The following is a 17,579-nucleotide window of genomic DNA, read 5'->3' on the forward strand; positions in this document are numbered from 1 at the left end:
AAAATGCCACCACCATATAGATGAATCACTTGAAATCACAATGAAAAGCACTTGAAGCCAACTCTCTGCGTGGAGCGATTCGGAAAAGTGGCCCAGAAGCACCGCAAAATTGGTTGCGCTTACTTAATGGTCAATCAAAGCAGCATCCAATACGGTTGGCCTTAGCGGACTCGCAGAGTGACGATCTTGGAGCACCGACCACGATATGTGTTACACGAAGAAGTAGAGGTAACACCGTAGCATTTAAGTATCGAAAGACGAGTTACAAGTAAAAACCCCTTTGTTTTCATAGTCTTAATGGCGACCGTCACACCTGTAACACCTGTAACCTTCGATTTCTGCTTAGTGACGGCCCCACACCCCGTATAAACCCATTCCATCAGCGGGAGCCGTCACAGAAAGCGCCAGAGCTTCCGCTATGGTGATTACACCCGCGTCGGCCCCCTATCTGACTTTCCTATATTGCTTGACAGCCCCATCGCTAACAGATGGGAAGCTTCTGCCTTTATGCTCAAAATTGGATGCGAGACCTACACCATCACAGAATGCCCAATGAAGCACCCTTTCTCTTCAAGATCCTTTCAATTTCAATGTTGAAATTTCTGTAAGCTGCCGCACCTACGACTAATAAGCTCCCGCGGGTTTCCGACCCCGTACACCTCGTAAATCTCTAGGGGCCCCCGCCTAATTTCCGAAGGCCGACCGCTCTAGCACTTCGCCTCACGCTACGTTAGCCTCGCGTAGCAGGTTAAAGGGTGTTGACCCAACGAAGAGCTGTTCAAGGAATGTCACTCGGATGAAAACAAACAAACGCATCACACGCGCTTACTGTGTCGAGCTTGAAAAGAAGTTGTCGATTGTCGCCGCACGGCGGGAATATCTTTCGCTCGTACCGCCACGCGAACGCTTCACGTTCCTCTGCACCACTGAAGAATGCCGAGAGCTCGACGCGAAGATCACGGGCGTGAATTACGACGTGAATCCCCAAGAAACTACGATGTCCGCACATTTCCGTGCCAACCCAAAGGATGAGCACTGCCCAACCTGCGAGTGGATCGAACATGGTTCGAGTGGAGACCAAGACAGAAGCCGTCCTGGGGAGACGGAAGAAGAAGCCACCACTCGAAAAGCCAAACGCAAGCTGGACGACTACATCGATATCTTTGATCCAAGCCTGAAGGAAAAGAAACCGAGCGGCGACCGCCCGGGTAAGGGAGGTGATGAGATAGATGGAGATGGCCAAGGGAGAGGGGCAACTAGAAGTACGACTGAGCCAAACGACAAGCCGCGCGGGCCCACGAAAACCACAGACCTAGAGCGTTTGGTGGAGAGTTACAGAAACGCTAAATCTGAACTGTCTAAGGAAGAGTTCGATCTTCTGACGTTGCAGGTTTCAGGATATGGCGTGATCCCGCTTCGCTCGTACTTCCGTCACATTACAGCGGCAAACATTGGTGAAAACGGCTGTGTCTTGTTCGGTGGTGGCACTATAAAGCGCTACGGAGAAGGATTTAGCTTCAATTTCTACGATCCGCTCGGGGAAAAGCGCGTTTCCCTTTACGTACCGGCAGATCAAATGAACGCTTATCGCTACCGCCGATACCTAAAAGAGCTGATTATCCAGGCCGATGAAGTGAGATATGTCACGCTTTACACCCTTGGGCATCTTGAAGAAAATCCTCAGGGCAAAGGAATCGATCTGAAGGTGGAAGATCTGAGGCAGATAGCTCTCGTTCTCGGTCCTCCAAAGACTCAAACAGAGACGGCATAGCGAAGCAGCTCAGATTCTGTATCCCTGCTTGTATCCCTGATAGTATTACTAGCCTGTAAGCCTTGATTTATATGGTGCCCTCCAGTCTCCCTCGGCACTAAATTAAAAAAGACCTTGAAACTCAAAGTCTTTTTTTGTCTGAAAAAACGGGACAGTTTTATTTTCATACTCGTTTTTCCACCAACTAAAATGGGCGACCTAAACAAGGCCGCCCATTTCTCGCACCAACAGCACCTCCCCCTGCAATCGTCGCCCAACCACGTCCAGCAAATCACAACCATCGCGCAATGAAGTCACCAACACCCGCGCCAGTTCACTGTGAACCCCCTCGCCCATGGCGATGTTCTCCAACAGTTGAGTCGCGGTGCGGATGCGGTAGGCCGCGGTTTCGTGCAGTACGTCGAGCGGCGCTTGGGTATCTATCAGTAGCGACGGGATGGTGCAGTCAATGCCAGTGACTGGCATGTATCGATCCATGACAAACCTCCATTGGGTAAACGAGCGCGGCCACTCAGTGGTGGACGGTGGGCTGACTCTCACCTGCGCCTTCGGGTTGGTCGAGGTGGTCCAGTGCTCGGTTTACCAACAACTCGGCCAACACGGTCAACTGTTGCATCGCCAGCGCCACATTGCGCCGCGAGCCTTCGAGTTCGAACGCCAGGTCGGTGGTCATGGCGTTGATAGAGGCGAGGGTTTCGCTGGCGTGGACCAGTAAGGTTGGCGTGTCTACGTCGGGGACAATCGTGAATATGTGGCTGACGGGATCGGGGTGACTGGGGGTACGTAAACGGGCACTGACGGTGCGTTGGGCGGTTTCGCTGAGCGGAATGGGATCTACGGGATCAGAGGTAGACGAGGTCGGGACTTCCGGCGGATTGGGGGTGATCTTTTTCATGGTGGAGCTCCTGTGTTGTTTATAGAAGCTGCCAGCCCCCTGCTGTCAAACAGGATTGGGTGGCAACTGCACGCGGGTTGACAGACCAGGAACACAGGCACCCGGTGCACCCGAAGATGCCCCACGCACAGCCGCCAAAACGAAACTGCACGCGGGGAAGCATGCCGATTTATCTAGGGGAGTGAAAGCCTGTGTTTTTTACAGCCTGTCAAAGCCGATCGCTGATGCGCAGCGACACCTGAAGACTATCCCTGAAGAAGAGCAGCCGCCAGTTCATGGAAGGCGCTACGGTTTGCGGGAAATGTCCTAGGACGGTGGTTGCGATTTTGCCCAGGGGAAACACGGGACAGACCACGATCATGGGTATGAGAAAACGTAGCCTGCCCCCCTTCTTTGCCCTACGCTGCTGATCGGCGTTGTCGTCGGCTTATCTTTTTCCACGGACGGTACGGAACACACAAAGGAGAACACTATGAAGCAGACAATATTCGCTGGAACGCAGGGCAATCTTGCGGTGATTGAAGCAGGAAACGGCGAAGGTTTGCCGGTGCTCTTCCTCCATGCGGACTCCGGTCGAGCAAGCCAGTGGGCGGAAATGCTCGAACCTATCGGACGAGACAGGAAAGTCTATGCCCTTGATTCACGGGGCAGCGGAGACAGCTCCCCGGCTGCGGATGGTGACTATTCATATGCAGGGCGTGCGCAGGACATCATCGATACAGCCGCCGCCTTCAAGCTTGAGCGTTTCATCATCGTGGCCCACAGCGGAAGTGGTGCCGCAGCGCTGGACTATGCCGCCAGATCCGACCGCGTGGCTGGCGTGTTCCTGCTTGATCCCGCAACCGATCCAAGGGCACTTCCCGATGAGGTTCGCGCCGGAATGCTGGAGGCGCTTGCAGGGCCTGCGAGCCTTGATGTGCAACAGGGGTTCTATGCCACGATCGCGGGCAATAACGTAGAGGTAATGTCCAGAATTCTGGAAGATTGTGCTGCGGTGGATGCAGCGGCGCGGTTGGGGTTTGCGGTGGCGTTCGCCAATTGGAACCCGGAACCCGCGCTGGATGCATGGAAAGGTCCTGTTTTTCTTCTGGTCAGTAGCGCGAACGACAATCCCAATGCGCTCTACGCGTTACGACCGGAGTTACCCCACGCCGTGGTGACTGATACGGGACACTGGATACAGCTCGACCAGCCCGAAAAGGTCGAGCGGGAAATCCTGCGTTTCATCGCTAGCGTTCGATAGCGAAGTTGTTGGGAAGTACAGGGGCAGGTCAAAGCGCCTCCATTTTCACCCGAGATGAAAGTCTTTTTCAGCGTATTACCAAGCGCTTGCGAACGCCCACGGGCTAAGACAGACTCCCCGCCTTTCCAGACTCGATAAGGATGCGAGCATTGAAGTTTGAGAGCGACCAGTTTTCCGGCAACCATGGAATTGTCTTCAACGTATCGCGCTTCACCCTGTCAGCCAGTGAACGGGGTAGCCTCAGAACGCTGCATTTCGGTGAAGCGAAAGCCGCCCACTATGAAGTGAACAATCTGGTGGTGGAGCTCTACGACAAAATGCTCGCCAAGGATTTGCCCTGCCAAATGATGGTCGGGATCTCCAAACCCCTGACCCGGCAACAGGGGGATTTACTCAATGCCCAACGAACGAGTATCGCCAACCTCTCCAGTGGTGTTTTCGGCGCAGCGGTAGGCAAGTTTGTGCCCGGTGCGATCATCCCGGTGGGATGGGCAGTCCGCGAGTTCACGCTGAGCAAATTGCCGACTTATCACGCCGGCGATGTCATCGTCAGCCTGGATGCGCAGGTCAGCGGTGGCATAGGCCCTCAGCATTCCGTATCGTCCATGATCATCAAGAATCAAGGCGGATAGACCATGAGCGAATATGGCTTGTATGCCGGTGCTTACGCGGTGTTCCTGCTGTTGTTCTTCTATCTGAAATCCTACCGCCTCAGAAAATGGCTGGGCATCACCCTGCTCGCTCTGGGGTTTATGAGTATTTTCATGCTGCCGCCTTTCATTGCCGGCTTCGATCTGGGCATCGTTTCAACCAATGCTATCGGCATCGGGGCGGGGCTGTTTTTTAGTCGGGCCCGGTATGTGGAATGAGCCAGGTGCTCATTAATAATCGGCCACTCTCGAGATCGAAGTACGGATTTCATGCCGGGAGGCGTGGTAGGAGAACCAGCATAGGACTGGCAACCCGTCCAACTACGCAGATGAGTCGCAGACGCTTCGCATCATCTGCTAACTGCGAATCACGCTCGACGTGCCATCAATAGCATCGAGGCGGCAGCCGACAACAAACCAGCGCAGCAACGGTTGAAAATTTGCTTACCCTGAGGCAGGGCAAACCAACGTCGCATATACAATCCGATGTACGCATAGATGCCAATGGCAATCCACTCCAATACCAAAAACAGAAGACCTAGCAACGCAAACTGAGAACCCATGTCTGCCGTTGGGTCGACGAATTGAGGTAAGAACGCGGTAAAAATCAGGATGGCTTTAGGGTTGCCTGCGGCGACGAGGAATTCCTGCCTTGCCAGCGCGAAAAGACCTAACGGGGCGCTTTTTGACTCGGCTTCCGCTCGTGGTTCAGCCCTCCACAACTGGTATGCCAAGTAAAAAAGGTAGGCCGCGCCAACTATTTTGATCCCATAGAAGACTAGCTCTGAAGTTTGCAACACTACGGCCAAGCCTGCCGAAACCAGCGCAATCATCAGCGCGAACGCCAGCAAGCGACCAACACCTGCCATGCATGATGTGCGGTATCCGTAGCGTGTTGCATTGCTGATAGACAGCAGGTTGTTAGGCCCTGGCGCCATATTCAGGGCAAAGCAGGCGGGCAGGAATAACGCTAGCGTCGCAAGATTCATATGGATATCCATCACCATTTTGCGTCAATCCTACATTTGAACATGCCGCATGTGCCACCGTCCTTAGGGCTATGAGCGGAGCTTGAGTGGACCCGGAAAGTTGTTTACGTCCTCTGTACGGGATCAGGGTGGCTGGGATTACGCAAATTCCGAAAGCGGCTAGAACTCGACTCTGTGATAAATACCTTCAGCACCCACATTATGACCAAAGCCGCACCACTCACCCGCAGTACGCTTTACCGTCATCAGTTCTTTTTTAATATCGAAGTCATAGACACAGTCGCCTTCGTCGTCTCCACTCATGGCGTAATTAGCCTTCCCGTTATCAACTTCTAATACCGTTGAAAATTCACCTATATTGGGACCGTAATACATCGCCATCAGGCCAGCGTAATAACCCTGGAAATCAATCTTGTATTTCCGACCTTGCGGCTTGATAGTCATGGAGTTCCATAAAGCAGCCCCGGCATATTGCCAATACTGCCCTTCTGACTGACTCGGCAGCTTCTCCAATGCATTTTTTACATCACCGCTGATCTTGCCAAGATTGAAGATCGATTTTTTGTCGTTTGGCAAGATACTCAGCCACGCACGGGCCTTCAGGTAATTGCCTTCATGTACGTAGGTGAGTGCAACGTTATTGTAGGCCAACGCAATTTTCTGCTCATCCAGCTGACAACCTTCAGACCAGCCAGCCTGCTGCTCATACTGTTTCCGAGCCTTGGCATACTGTTTGAGCTTGTAATACTTCCCACCCTCGGCGGAGTATTCACTGACTTTCAAACAGTTGGCCATCGCCTGTTCCTCGGTAATGTCCGCCTGAGCAAAAAACGGTGTCATCAAAAGCAAGATAGCCGCGTCTATCTGTATGAAACGGCGCATTGAAGGATAGAAGCGTTTAATGTCCATATTATGTTTCCCTGTTTGAAAGTCGACCTACCGAGCGATGAGAAGGGTAGCGTGGTCATGCCGCACAGACAATCGGAGCAGCGCCTACCCTCTCCCGCATATAAACGTCCCCTATCGATCTCTTACTCCCGCATAATCCTCCCCTTGACTCCCAATGAATGCCATAACGTCGGCGCACCCATTACAAGGACGCAACATGCAAATCAGCCAAGGACAACGGTTACCCTTGTCCAGCCTTATGCAGGGCACGCAACTAACCCTCTCGATCAACGTTCAGTCACCCCACGTGCTCGATTTTGTGTGCTTTGGCATCGATGCACAGGGCAAGCTTTCCGATGACCGCTATATGGTGTTTTTCAACCAACCCACGACGCCGTGCAATAGCGTGAGAATGTCGAACGGCGGTGATTTCACGCTCGACCTTTCGAAACTGCCTGCCAGCATCGATCGTCTGGTTTTCACCAGCTCGATCGATGGTGCCGGCGCGATGCGGGACATTCAGGCCAGCAGTTTCAGCATCAAGAACCTGTACGGCGATGTATTGGCGCAATGCCCTTTTTCAGGAGCCAGCTTCTCCGACGAAAAGGCAATCATGGTGGCCGAGCTCTATCGCAAGTCAGGTGAATGGCGCCTGGCTTCCAATCTGCAAGGGTTCAACGCAGGTCTGGAAGCGCTGGTAAAACACTTCGGCGGGGATGTCGCTGACGAACCGGCGCCCGCTCCAGCTCCGATACCAGCACCCGTTTCAAACACAATTTCTCTTGAGAAAAAGATCGGCAACGCCGCTCCTCACCTGGTCAGCCTGGCGAAGAAAGCCCAGATCAGCCTTGAAAAAGCCAAGCTGACGGAGGTTAAAGCGCGGGTCGGCCTGGTGCTGGATTCATCCGGTTCCATGCATAACCAATACACCAGTGGCCGTGTCCAGGAAGTCGTCAACCGGCTGCTGCCCCTGGCGTTGCACTTCGACGACGACGGCACCCTCGACTGCTGGGCCTTTGGCGCCGAGACACTGCAACTGTCTGCCGTGACACTGGCCAATCACAAAGACTTCATCAACACCGATAGTCACGGCTGGAAGGATTGGGCGGTGGGCGCTCGCTACAACGACGAACCCAAAGCCATCAAGAAGGTGATCGACTTTTACAAAAAGTCCCGGGACACCACACCGATCTACATCCTGTTCATCAGTGATGGTGGTGTTTCGGCAAGTGGCGCGATCAAAAAGCTGATGATAGAGGCAGCAAAACTGCCGATCTTCTGGCAGTTCGTTGGGATCGGCGGACACAACTACGGCATTCTGGAAAAACTCGACACCATGGCCGGCCGAGTCGTCGATAACTGTGGTTTCTTCGCGCTGGATGACCTGCACGACATCACCGAAGAGCAGCTGTACGACAAGCTAATGGAAGAATTCCCACAATGGCTGAAGGCTGCGAAGGCTAAAGGCATTATCTTTTAATCCTGATTCCCCGCTCTCCCACACCGCAATACCTCGCGGCGCGGGAGAGGTGATTCAGCCCGGACCGGACAGGTCAAACGGCATGATCTCTCTGAACCGGGAAGACCGATCCACATGCCCTGTATGGCTTGCAGAGCTATGAACTAGACGCCTCCGGCCATGTAGTCATTGAGCGATGAAAAATGCCGATGACGGCACATCCACCCCGAAATGAATACGAAGATCGAGGTGCAGGCAATCATCCAGCCTCGCTTACGGCGTGCCTCACGCTGGTTTCGAGAACCGCCTGCCAATACATTCGTGATCTCATATCCCTGATTCCTTTTTCCATTAGCCAAAACCCGATCCCAAGGGTTTTGAATGACATCGACAGGCAAGAAAAAGCCCCGCTTGAAAAGCGGGGCTTTTTGAACCCGAAAGGGTTAACCGATGCTTACGCCGTGGGCTTCAGCCAGAGGCTTCAGGCCGCCGGCGAAACCTTGGCCGATCGCCTTGAACTTGAACTCTTCACCGCTGCGATACAGCTCGCCAAAGATCATGGCCGTTTCGGTGGAAGCGTCTTCGCTCAAGTCGAAACGCGCCAGTTCTTTACCGTCAGCCTTGTTCACAACGCGAATGTAGCCGTTGGAGACCTGGCCGAAGTTCTGTTTACGAGCATCGGAGTCGTGGATGGTGACCGCGAACACCAACTTTTTCACCAGCGGAGCCAGGGAAGTCAGTTTGACCGTCACTTGTTCATCGTCGCCTTCACCGGCGCCGGAGCGGTTGTCGCCCATGTGCTCGACGGAGCCGTCAGCGGATTTTTTGTTGTTGTAGAAAATGAAGCTGTTGTCGTCGAGCACTTTGCCGCTTTCGCCCACGATAAAAATCGACGCATCGAGGTCGAACTCGGTGCCGTCAGTAACGCGAGGATCCCAGCCCAGGCCCACGAGAACTTCGCTCAGGCCCGGCGCTTCTTTGGACAGGGAGACGTTGCCGCCTTTGGAAAGACTTACAGCCATGATTAGTTTCCTTATTCAATAGACCGAGGGATTTAGAAGTTCATGCCGTACGAGTTGGCCAGCGCCTTCAGGCCACCAGCAAAGCCCGAACCGACGGCACGGAATTTCCACTCGCCGTTGTTGCGGTACAGCTCGGCAAAGATCATCGCGGTTTCGGTAGAAGCGTCTTCTGCCAGGTCGTAACGAACTATCTCGCTACCGGTGATTTCGTTGGCGATGCGAATAAACGAACCGCCGACCTGACCGAAGTTTTGCTTGCGTGCATCCGCGTCGTGGATGGTGACGGTGAATGCGACCTTGTCGATATCGGCCGGAACGCGGCTCAAATCTATTTTCAGCACTTCGTCGTCGCCATCGCCCGCACCGGTGCGGTTGTCACCGGTGTGCTCGATGGAGCCATCAGCGCTTTTGAGCTGATTGTAAAAAATGAAGTCGGCGTCACCACGTACTTTGCCGTTGGCACCCAGCAGGAACGCGCTTGCGTCCAGGTCAAACTCCGTGCCGTCAGTTGCGCGTGGATCCCAACCCAGACCGACCAGGATCTTGGTCAGAGAAGGATCGGTCTTCGATAGGGACAGGTTGCCGCCTTTTTGAAGAGTCAGTGCCATGAGTACAGCTCCTTGTGGTTGATGCGTTTGAAATTACTGATTGTCGGCCTGCGCAACTTCCTTTTGCGGGAAGAGCACACTGGCGAAGATGCCGATGGCCAGCACCACAACAACGATGATCAGGCTGGTGTTCGGATCGATGCTGTAGCCGTGATGAAACAGGTGGTCAGTCGCATTCAGGCCCAGCTTTACAGCGATAAAGAAGAGCAGCGCAATGACGGCCTTTTCCAGATGCACCAGGTAGCGTTTCAGCGCTTCCAGTACAAAGTACATGGTCCGCAGGCCAAGGATGGCGAAGAGCATTGCCGAGAACACGATCAGGGGTTCGCGGCTGACGGCGATGACTGCGGGTACGGAGTCGAAGGCAAACAACACGTCGGACACTTCCATGACCACCAGGCACAAGAACAGAGGCGTCGCGAACAGACCACCTTTGGCCGCCAACGACATGCCTTTGTTTTCCGGCTTGGTCAGTTCAACTTCCAACGTCTTGCGACGTACGAAGAAGTCGTGACCATGCAATTTCGGCCACACCGGGAACAGCTTCTTCGCGAAGCGGTAAGCCATGTGCGTGGAGTAATCCTCTTCCTCTTCATCGTCACCGCCGCCTCTGAGCATCATGACAGCCGTCCAGGCCACAATCAGTGCAAAGACCACTTCGACCCATGGACCCAGCGCCAGCAGACCCGTACCGATTGCCACGAAGATCAGGCGGAAAACGATCGCGCCGAGAATGCCCCAGTACAGTACGCGATGGCGCAAGCCATCCGGCACTTTGAACCAGGCGAAGATCGCCATGAACACGAACAGGTTGTCCACGCTCAGGACTTTTTCCAGCGCATAGCCGGTGATGAACAGGGTGGCGGTATCCGGACCATGTTCGACGTACAGGAAACCTGCAAAACCGAACGAGATGAGAATCCAGAACACCGACCAGGCCGACGCTTGGGCAAGGCTGATCGGCTTGTCACCGCGGTGGGTGAACATGTCGAGGATCATTGCGCCGAGCGCCAGCGCTGCAAACACAGCGATGGTCAGCGGGGGGAAACCCAGGTGAGTAACTTCCACGGTGTCGTTCCTTACAGTTCAAAGTCAGCCGGGGGAAGACCCAGCTCCAGGCAGATCAGGCGACAAACCGCTTTTTCCTTGTTATCGAAATTGCCGTCCGACGCGCCGATGGCACAGGCAACACGGACAAGCAGGCGCCCCGCCCCATCCTTGCCCTTTATCTTGCTGATGTTTTTCAGGGCTTCGGCTTGACCGATCTGAAAGTCAAATTCGAACTTGCCGCAAGCGTCGTTGAAAACCTTGATGACGTCGCTCAGGTTGAACACCTTCAGCTCGGGCGAGTTGTTGATGAACCCGGTCATCTTCATTTTTTCAGCCGAGCTGACCTCTCCATCCGCCGCCGCGACCATGGCACAGCTGTTGGCAACAGCTTCCATGAACTCTCTGTTCTTGAACTTGGTCACTTCGGTAGTCAGCTTCTCGCGAGCAAGTGCTGCGTTTGTTTTCAACCATGACAACATGTTGTTCACCTCTAGGGCGGACCGGATCGGTCCGCCGTTTTCAAATAATTACTTGGAGCCAGCCGACCAGCGCATGCCCCAACCGTAAGCCTTGTCCATGACCGAATGCCCTTTATGGAAATCAACGCGTCGACTGACCTTGACGCCGCCGGCCACATTCTCAAGAAGAGCGATTGCACACATGCCAAGGCGACCGCCTTCTTCATTCAGGCGAACCTCGATCGGTGGCTGACCCGGGACATAAATGGTCACGACACCATCGGTCTCACGCCAGTTCGGCGCACCTTCGTAGATGAAGGCGAAAACCAGCACACGCCGGATATCCCCCCAATGCTTACCGTTGATGTGGAGCCATTCACCATCGCTGACGGCACCGGTACGGTCATCTCCCATCAACTGAATGTAAGGGTCGTAGTCGAGTTCGCCGAAGCTGTTGCCCAGCGCCTGAACAACTCCTTTGGAGCCATCCTGCAACTCATAAAGGCAACCCACGTCGAGGTCGATGGCGTTGTTTCGCGAGAAGAAGCCACCGCCCTTGCCTTTGTTCCAGTTGAGGTTGACCTTGATCTCGCCGAAGCCTTCCGAGGTTTTCTCCAGACTGATCGAGGAGCGAGTCTTGTCGAGGGTGATTTTGCTCAGGCTGACCGAAGACTTCGGTGGCGCGGTGGGCGCCGCAACAGGTGCAGGCGCGGCCACCGGAGCCGGGGAAGGCGCGGCAATTTCGACCCCAAAGTACTTGGCCAAAGGCTCCAGACCGCCGGCAAAACCTTGAGCGACACAACGGAATTTCCACTCGCCCTGGCGACGATAAAACTCGCCGAGAATCAGCGCGGTTTCTTTCATTCCGCTGGTTGGTATCTGCGCCTCGATACCACCGGTGACGGTCAGCGCGAGATGGGATACACGATCGAAGCTGGCTTTGTTCTCGTAAATCGTTGCTGTCAGCGCCACTTTCTCGACCGCCGAATCAAGGCGCGACAAATCAAGGCTGAATACCGCACGACCGGCAGAGGACTCGGTCATCTGCACCGTACCGCCCAGCACATTGGTCTGGCCGTAGAAGCACATATCGGCGTCGCCGCGGACTTTACCCGCGGCCCCCAGGACGAATGCAGACACGTCGATATCCGCACCCGGGATTGCCGAGTAGCTGATATCGATCCGCACCTGGCCGGTGGCTACCGGCGCGTTTCCACCAGGAACCAGGGTCGTCATGCACGCACCGCCTGAGCAGCCAGGTTGACCAGGTCATCAGCTGTGCGGCCATTGGTCACCTGACCAATCGCCTTGAATTCCCAGCCGCCGTTTCCGCGAACCAGACTGGCCATGACGACGCCGGTGTGACGGCCCTTTTCGGAGAGATTGAAACGTGCCAGTTCGGTCTTGTTGCTCGCATTGACGATGCGGCAATAGGCGTTGGCAATCTTCTCGAAGTTCTGGCCAGTGAAGCTGTTCACTGTAAACACCAGGGACTTGACGGTGGCTGGCAGACGCTGCAGATCAACCGTGATGGTTTCGTCGTCGCCATCGCCTTCGCCGGTGCGGTTGTCGCCCGAGTGCTGGATCGAACCATCGCGGGACGTCAATTGACGGAACCACACCAGGTCTACTGGCTTGAAGTCGGCATCGAAAAGAATGCACGAAGCATCCAGGTCGACCTCACCACTATTACCCATCAATCGCCCCATGAACCCGGCTTTCTCTGGATCCCAGCCGAGGCCAAGACTGATCGCCGTGAGGCCACCGCCTGCGGTTTTTTCCAGGGAGATTGATTGGTTTTTAGTCAGAGTTAGGGCCATCGGTACGCTCCTTGTTGGTCGTCAATTGCTGGTGTGTATCGTTGCTGTCCTCAACCGGACGAGTCGCCATCGGCACAACGCCTGCTTCTCGAGCCACGGTCCTGGATATCCGAAGGCGCCCTCGACGCCATGCGGGGTGGAAATGTCGCCAGTGCGCATCTTGCGCAGCAGCCAATAGTTCGTGATCACCTCGGGTGTCGCCCCAGGCGCGCAATCGGTATTGCGTCAAATCTCCGTACACAGCTTCAAGTCGCTGTACCTTCGCTTCACAGCGGCAGTTGCTACCCGATATCCGCCCCGTCAGCCGCCCATCGACGACCTCCAGTTCGGTGGCGATCAATTTGATATTGAGGCGATCGGCAAACGGTTTCAGAACCAATGCCGGAGAGGCTGAACAGAGGGTGACCTCATTGCCGGCCTGCCTTTCGGCGGACACAGCAATCAACCCGGCAGGCCGCATCAGGCGGGTCCAATACAGGCCGCAAAATTCTGCGGCCTTGTGCCGGACCCACTCTTCTTTGGTGTCGGTCAGGAAAACGGCGATCAACCTTGCCTTGAGCTCGTCTCGCGATAAGCGGCGCGTCAGGTAACGCACCCCCGGCCCGGCGAGCAGGCGCAAGCGCTTGGCGAACTCGAACTTGCCAAACGCAAATTTGAGAAAGGGAATGAAGCTGTCATGCCGGGTCAAGGTGCCGTCGAAATCGAAAACCGACAGTACTTTGGCCTCGGTCGGGCCTGTCTCGAGCATCTCCTGGGTCATCGGCCCGCCTCTGCAAGACGAATCGATTGATCGCTATGGCTCGGCTCCGCATGCCTGACACCATGCCACCTCGCACGCTCAAGGATATTGGTGGCCCATTTGAAGTGAGTAGCGGGTTCGCACATGGTGTCATTGTGATTGAAGACGGCTGGCGCGACTTCATTCAGCATCAATTTGGCACAATTTAGATCTTCAAGGCTGACGCGCAAGCTGTCCTGAATGCTGCTGATCTGGCTTGGATGAATCGCCGTTTTGCCCACCAGGCCATGGGCAATGTCGAGGTTCAGTTCTTCCACCAGCAAATGCGGCGTCGCCAAACACTCGAACACCGGGGCGGTCAAGGCAAACCCTTGCGACCCCATGACCCCGGCAAGCATCGGAATCACGTAACCCATGGGTGTACTGTAAAGCGTTGTAGCCGGATTGCGCCGAAGACCCAGGCAGCCCAGTAAGTCATTGCCGCCGATGCGCAGCGCAATAATGCGATGGTCCAGGGTCTGTTTGAGCGCTACCCCCAATTCGACCATTTCGACTGGGTTGAAGACCTCTCGGGTTTCCAGGGTTGGCATCAGAAAAATGTCGGGATTGGTGACAGCCAACTCCCACGAACGCAGGTTGGACAGGCTTAGCTTGGGCAAGACAAAACCATCCACATGCGCCATCAACGGCCATTCGTTGAGAACCGCGGCCATCTGCGAATCACGCGGTCGCACGAACAGCAGCGGCCCATCTGCCGAGCGGCCGCCCTGCTGTTGAATCGAGTGCAGCAACTGATGAAGATTGGCCAGCGCCGTATCGACGTCGATTTCCGCGACCGCATCCTCAAGGCACACCACCATCGATCGTAGTTCGGGCAGTTTTTTGTGCAAAACCACATCGAGGATGTCCTCGCGGGTGGCCGGCATATAGAGCGTTGCTCCGAGGGCGTAGGGCGATAGTTTTTTCATCAGCTCAAACTCCGGATGACGGTCACGGCACGATAAGGACCGAGGGCAGCCCCCATCTCCTCAACCGCCACGTTCGCTCGCTCGGTCAGGTGCATCAGCAATTGAACGTCCGGATCGCTGCGATCGCGGACCAGAACGTGATCCGGTACGCGGCGCAGTACGGCACGCGTGGCCTCGGCAATGCCGGGTTTCACCCGGTTCAGATTGGTGATGCCCCATTGAGCGGCAATGGCGTCGATGACACTCAGCGCCGAAGACTGCAGTTCGCTGCGCTGCGCCTCCGTCCAGGGTGCCGCGGCCGCCACCGGAGCCTGCGCCTGACGCACGGCTTCGATCTGCTCGATGAACTCTCGCGTTACGTCGTGCTCGTGCAAATGGTCGTAGACCACGCATCCATGCAGGCCACCGTTGGTGGGCCAGATGGAGCGCGATACCAGGCCGGAAACCGTGGCCCCGAGGATGCCGGACGGAATCACCCAGTCCTCGGCCGACGCCGCCAGCCAGGCGCGCCCGCAAGGGTCGGCCAGCACCACAAGACGTGGCTGCTCGGGAAAGCGCGTGTCGCCCTTGAGGCTGCGCTGGATTTCTGCGGAGATGGCGCCCTTGCCTGTCCAGCCATCAACAAAAACAATGTTTTCAGCCCCATGAGCTTTGATCACGGCTTCCAGGGCAATCATGTCGATGCCCCGATCTCGAACAATGCTGATGCCGTAATGATGAGCGTCACGCCCCAGGTCCAGGAGCGCTCGGCGCAGCAATACGCCCAGGGGCAAGCCCGCACGCACGAACGAAACCAGCGCGATCGAAGGGCCGTCACAAGCCTGATCCAGCGCCAGCGCCAAGGACTGAACATCACGGGCCATCCTGGCCGAATTCTGCAACATTGCGCGCTGGTAAAGCCCTTTGTGGACCTCGGTCGGAGCCGATTCCAGGCTGATCATTTCAGAGTAATGCTTCTGCTGCGTCTGGATCAGGCGCTCTTTCTCTTGAACATCCGTCACTTCGATTTCGACCGGTTGCAAAAGGAAGTGCACGTCATCGGGCGCGTAGCTGCCACTGCCAACCGTGGTCAGATGTGCGAAGGCATCAACCATGGATCATTGCCTCCACAACCTTCGCCAACTGGCTATTGGAAGGGGTCGCCCAGAAGTTGCATTCGCTCATGAAGCCAAGGTCGGTGACACTGTCACCAAATCCCAGTACAGGGCGTTCGCCATTGGCGACGCGATCGCGACGAAGCAACTCTTGAACCGCCAGACGCTTGGACAATCCGTTCGGCAGGAAGGCCAGGTTGTTGCCGTTGCCGTGGATATGCATGTCGTCCAACAGACCACGGGCCTGGACCTCGACCAGGACCTTTTGCAGCACAGAATCGTCCGACTCGTTATGCTTGGTCACGACGTAATTCAACAGGCCCTGTTCTTCCACAACCCATCCGCGCAGGGAAAAACCCATTTCCTCGCCGATAGCCAGGGTTGCAGCACTCAGTGCCGGAAGGCGGTTCTGATACGCCGCCAGCGCGTCGGTCATCTGCCCATGCCAATCCCGATCCAGCGCACCGTCGGGCTGGAGGATCACCCCACCATGGGAACACACGGCGCCCGCGACGAAGGGCAATTTCACGCGGCTGTAAGCTTCAACGCTACGCGCCGTGACCGGCACGACATCTGCCGATGCCAGCAGCCACTCCACAAAGTTTTTCTGTACGGAGCTCATATAGCCATTGGGCTGACCCTCGACATCCAGCGTCGCGGTGTGCCGCGCAGATCCTTGCGGCATCTTGCGGGCTGTCTGAAACAACGTGTCATCGAGATCGATAAGTATCAGGGGACGCTTACTGCCCATCAACAATGACCTCTGCGTTCAGCGAATCAATCAGCGACTGGGGAACTGCCCGTGCAGGCGTTTCGGTACAGATCAACACACGGTCAAACTGACCCGGACGCACGTTATAAAGAAAGTTCGGGATACCGAGGCCGTAGTTATCGGAGAACGACAAGGCGTGACCAATCTCGTGACCCAAGGCAATCGGCGACCGACTGGTGGAGCTGAAATGAACGTCGGCCCCTGCTCGTTCAAGACGTTCAGCCAGAAGAAACGGACGCCATACGAATTCACTGGTGCCCACGACCATCACGCGCTCGCCCGGCTTGACCTGAATATCCAGGGCCAATGTGTCGTCAACATGACGCACGCCCAGACGTCCCCAATCGTTACTCGGGTCGATTGGCCATTCACCTACGGCAACGGCGCCCACATCAGGCATTTCAGGTAGAGGCGCGTTCTGATCTTCAGAGAAGCGATAAGCCCCCTGTAGCAAGGAAACCTGAATGGCCGTCTCGCCAAGAACGTTACGTACCGCGCCACGGGACCAATCGGTGAGCACGCAGGTCACGACCCGCTCCACGTTGCTCAGCCCGGCATCCACAAGCGCCCGATGCAAATTGATAAAGGTCTTGCCGGTGGAGGCTTCATCGTCGACCAGCACCAGGGAACGAGCCTGCAGCATCATTTCACGGATATCAGGATCGGTAGGCTGGTGAATCAGGTGCGCGCTGGCGTGGCTGTGTTCTTCTTCAAAACGGGTGAACAACTCAGTGCCGACCGGATGGCGAGTGCTGACCATATAGACGGTGTCCGGGCGGGTCTTGCTGTAAGCGCGGTGCACGCCGGCCCCCAGACCGACGGCCGTCTCTGCCATACCGATCACCAGTACCGGTCCCGGCAAGTCATCGGGAATCTTTGCCGCCAGGCTTTCGTAACTGGCCTGCATGATCGATGGGCGAACAGGAATATGCCGGCCCAGGACGCGGGACACAAAAAGGAACGCACGTTTTGGATTGCGGCGTTCAGCGAACCCAAACAACGTACGGGGTTCGATGGATGATTCATCGACATCGACTTCCATCAGCCCGCGTTTAAGCTGCGCGGTGAGTCGGGTGGTCGAGTTTTTTTCTACTGCGAATTCCATTTGCAACATTCCTAAAAGAGGCGAGGTAGTGAACTGACAACCCTTCAC

General features: G+C 55.7%; 20 protein-coding genes. 5 read left to right on the forward strand and 15 right to left on the reverse strand.

The window, feature by feature from the left end; translation table 11 throughout:
- Window positions 1–796: 796 nt before the first annotated feature.
- Entirely contained in the window at window positions 797–1,771 is a 975-nt protein-coding gene (locus KRR23_RS02160; protein ID WP_216741140.1) for an ATPase, read from the forward strand.
- Between the two features lie 198 nt (window positions 1,772–1,969).
- On the opposite strand, the gene KRR23_RS02165 is transcribed toward KRR23_RS02160, so the two are convergent.
- Both KRR23_RS02165 and KRR23_RS02170 read right to left on the reverse strand, forming a co-directional pair.
- Window positions 1,970–2,248 carry a hypothetical protein gene (locus KRR23_RS02165; RefSeq protein ID WP_216741141.1) on the reverse strand — a complete coding sequence of 93 codons (279 nt, stop codon included), beginning with the start codon at window positions 2,246–2,248 and terminating at the stop codon, window positions 1,970–1,972.
- 34 nt (window positions 2,249–2,282) lie between these two features.
- The gene (locus tag KRR23_RS02170) at window positions 2,283–2,666 is read right to left on the reverse strand and encodes a DUF6124 family protein (RefSeq protein ID WP_216741142.1); all 384 of its coding nucleotides are present in this window, start codon (window positions 2,664–2,666) and stop codon (window positions 2,283–2,285) included.
- A gap of 472 nt (window positions 2,667–3,138) precedes the next feature.
- Between KRR23_RS02170 and KRR23_RS02175 the strand changes: the two genes are divergently transcribed.
- From KRR23_RS02175 to KRR23_RS02185, 3 genes are all read left to right on the forward strand, one after another.
- The gene (locus KRR23_RS02175) at window positions 3,139–3,909 is read left to right on the forward strand and encodes an alpha/beta fold hydrolase (protein ID WP_216741143.1); all 771 of its coding nucleotides are present in this window, start codon (window positions 3,139–3,141) and stop codon (window positions 3,907–3,909) included.
- 149 nt (window positions 3,910–4,058) lie between these two features.
- The gene (locus KRR23_RS02180; protein WP_216741144.1) at window positions 4,059–4,541 is read left to right on the forward strand and encodes a hypothetical protein; all 483 of its coding nucleotides are present in this window, start codon (window positions 4,059–4,061) and stop codon (window positions 4,539–4,541) included.
- A 3-nt stretch (window positions 4,542–4,544) separates the two neighbouring features.
- Complete coding sequence (locus KRR23_RS02185; protein ID WP_216741145.1) at window positions 4,545–4,778, forward strand: hypothetical protein; 234 nt, start codon at window positions 4,545–4,547, stop codon at window positions 4,776–4,778.
- 149 nt (window positions 4,779–4,927) lie between these two features.
- Here KRR23_RS02185 and KRR23_RS02190 read toward each other — a convergent pair whose 3' ends face one another.
- Both KRR23_RS02190 and KRR23_RS02195 read right to left on the reverse strand, forming a co-directional pair.
- Window positions 4,928–5,548, reverse strand: a complete 621-nt coding sequence (locus KRR23_RS02190) for a LysE family translocator (RefSeq protein ID WP_216741344.1) — start codon at window positions 5,546–5,548, stop codon at window positions 4,928–4,930.
- Window positions 5,549–5,707: 159 nt separating this feature from the next.
- Window positions 5,708–6,457, reverse strand: a complete 750-nt coding sequence (locus KRR23_RS02195; RefSeq protein ID WP_216741146.1) for a type IV pilus biogenesis/stability protein PilW — start codon at window positions 6,455–6,457, stop codon at window positions 5,708–5,710.
- 196 nt (window positions 6,458–6,653) lie between these two features.
- Here KRR23_RS02195 and KRR23_RS02200 point away from each other — a divergent pair, with 196 nt between their 5' ends.
- A complete protein-coding gene (locus tag KRR23_RS02200) occupies window positions 6,654–7,916 on the forward strand; it encodes a VWA domain-containing protein (RefSeq protein WP_216741147.1) in 1,263 nt (420 codons plus the stop codon).
- A 422-nt stretch (window positions 7,917–8,338) separates the two neighbouring features.
- Here the strand turns inward: KRR23_RS02200 and KRR23_RS02205 are convergent, their stop codons facing one another.
- Genes KRR23_RS02205 through KRR23_RS02255 form a run of 11 tightly spaced genes read right to left on the reverse strand, consistent with a single transcriptional unit; the run spans window position 8,339 to window position 17,531 of the window.
- Window positions 8,339–8,917, reverse strand: a complete 579-nt coding sequence (locus KRR23_RS02205; protein WP_216741148.1) for a TerD family protein — start codon at window positions 8,915–8,917, stop codon at window positions 8,339–8,341.
- Window positions 8,918–8,949: 32 nt separating this feature from the next.
- Complete coding sequence (locus KRR23_RS02210; RefSeq protein WP_216741149.1) at window positions 8,950–9,525, reverse strand: TerD family protein; 576 nt, start codon at window positions 9,523–9,525, stop codon at window positions 8,950–8,952.
- A gap of 33 nt (window positions 9,526–9,558) precedes the next feature.
- Window positions 9,559–10,593 (reverse strand): TerC/Alx family metal homeostasis membrane protein, encoded by a 1,035-nt coding sequence (locus KRR23_RS02215; RefSeq protein WP_216741150.1) that lies wholly within the window; start codon window positions 10,591–10,593, stop codon window positions 9,559–9,561.
- Between the two features lie 11 nt (window positions 10,594–10,604).
- Window positions 10,605–11,054 (reverse strand): tellurite resistance TerB family protein, encoded by a 450-nt coding sequence (locus KRR23_RS02220; RefSeq protein WP_216741345.1) that lies wholly within the window; start codon window positions 11,052–11,054, stop codon window positions 10,605–10,607.
- Window positions 11,055–11,102: 48 nt separating this feature from the next.
- On the reverse strand, window positions 11,103–12,269 hold the full coding sequence (locus tag KRR23_RS02225; protein WP_216741151.1) for a TerD family protein: 1,167 nt from the start codon (window positions 12,267–12,269) through the stop codon (window positions 11,103–11,105).
- Window positions 12,266–12,853, reverse strand: coding sequence for a TerD family protein (locus KRR23_RS02230; protein ID WP_216741152.1), 588 nt, complete (start codon window positions 12,851–12,853; stop codon window positions 12,266–12,268). Before KRR23_RS02230 ends, KRR23_RS02225 begins: the two co-directional genes overlap by 4 nt.
- On the reverse strand, window positions 12,834–13,613 hold the full coding sequence (locus tag KRR23_RS02235) for an HAD-IB family hydrolase (protein WP_216741153.1): 780 nt from the start codon (window positions 13,611–13,613) through the stop codon (window positions 12,834–12,836). Before KRR23_RS02235 ends, KRR23_RS02230 begins: the two co-directional genes overlap by 20 nt.
- Window positions 13,610–14,560 (reverse strand): HpcH/HpaI aldolase/citrate lyase family protein, encoded by a 951-nt coding sequence (locus tag KRR23_RS02240; RefSeq protein WP_216741154.1) that lies wholly within the window; start codon window positions 14,558–14,560, stop codon window positions 13,610–13,612. Before KRR23_RS02240 ends, KRR23_RS02235 begins: the two co-directional genes overlap by 4 nt.
- Window positions 14,560–15,654 (reverse strand): cysteine protease StiP family protein, encoded by a 1,095-nt coding sequence (locus KRR23_RS02245; RefSeq protein WP_216741155.1) that lies wholly within the window; start codon window positions 15,652–15,654, stop codon window positions 14,560–14,562. Before KRR23_RS02245 ends, KRR23_RS02240 begins: the two co-directional genes overlap by 1 nt.
- Window positions 15,647–16,405, reverse strand: a complete 759-nt coding sequence (locus tag KRR23_RS02250; protein WP_216741156.1) for a trehalose phosphatase — start codon at window positions 16,403–16,405, stop codon at window positions 15,647–15,649. Before KRR23_RS02250 ends, KRR23_RS02245 begins: the two co-directional genes overlap by 8 nt.
- Window positions 16,395–17,531 (reverse strand): phosphoribosyltransferase domain-containing protein, encoded by a 1,137-nt coding sequence (locus KRR23_RS02255; protein WP_216741157.1) that lies wholly within the window; start codon window positions 17,529–17,531, stop codon window positions 16,395–16,397. The genes KRR23_RS02250 and KRR23_RS02255 overlap by 11 nt, the downstream gene beginning before the upstream one ends.
- Window positions 17,532–17,579: the final 48 nt, after the last annotated feature.

The organism is Pseudomonas sp. CVAP#3 (genome assembly GCF_018986375.1).
GTDB lineage: Bacteria > Pseudomonadota > Gammaproteobacteria > Pseudomonadales > Pseudomonadaceae > Aquipseudomonas > Aquipseudomonas helvetica.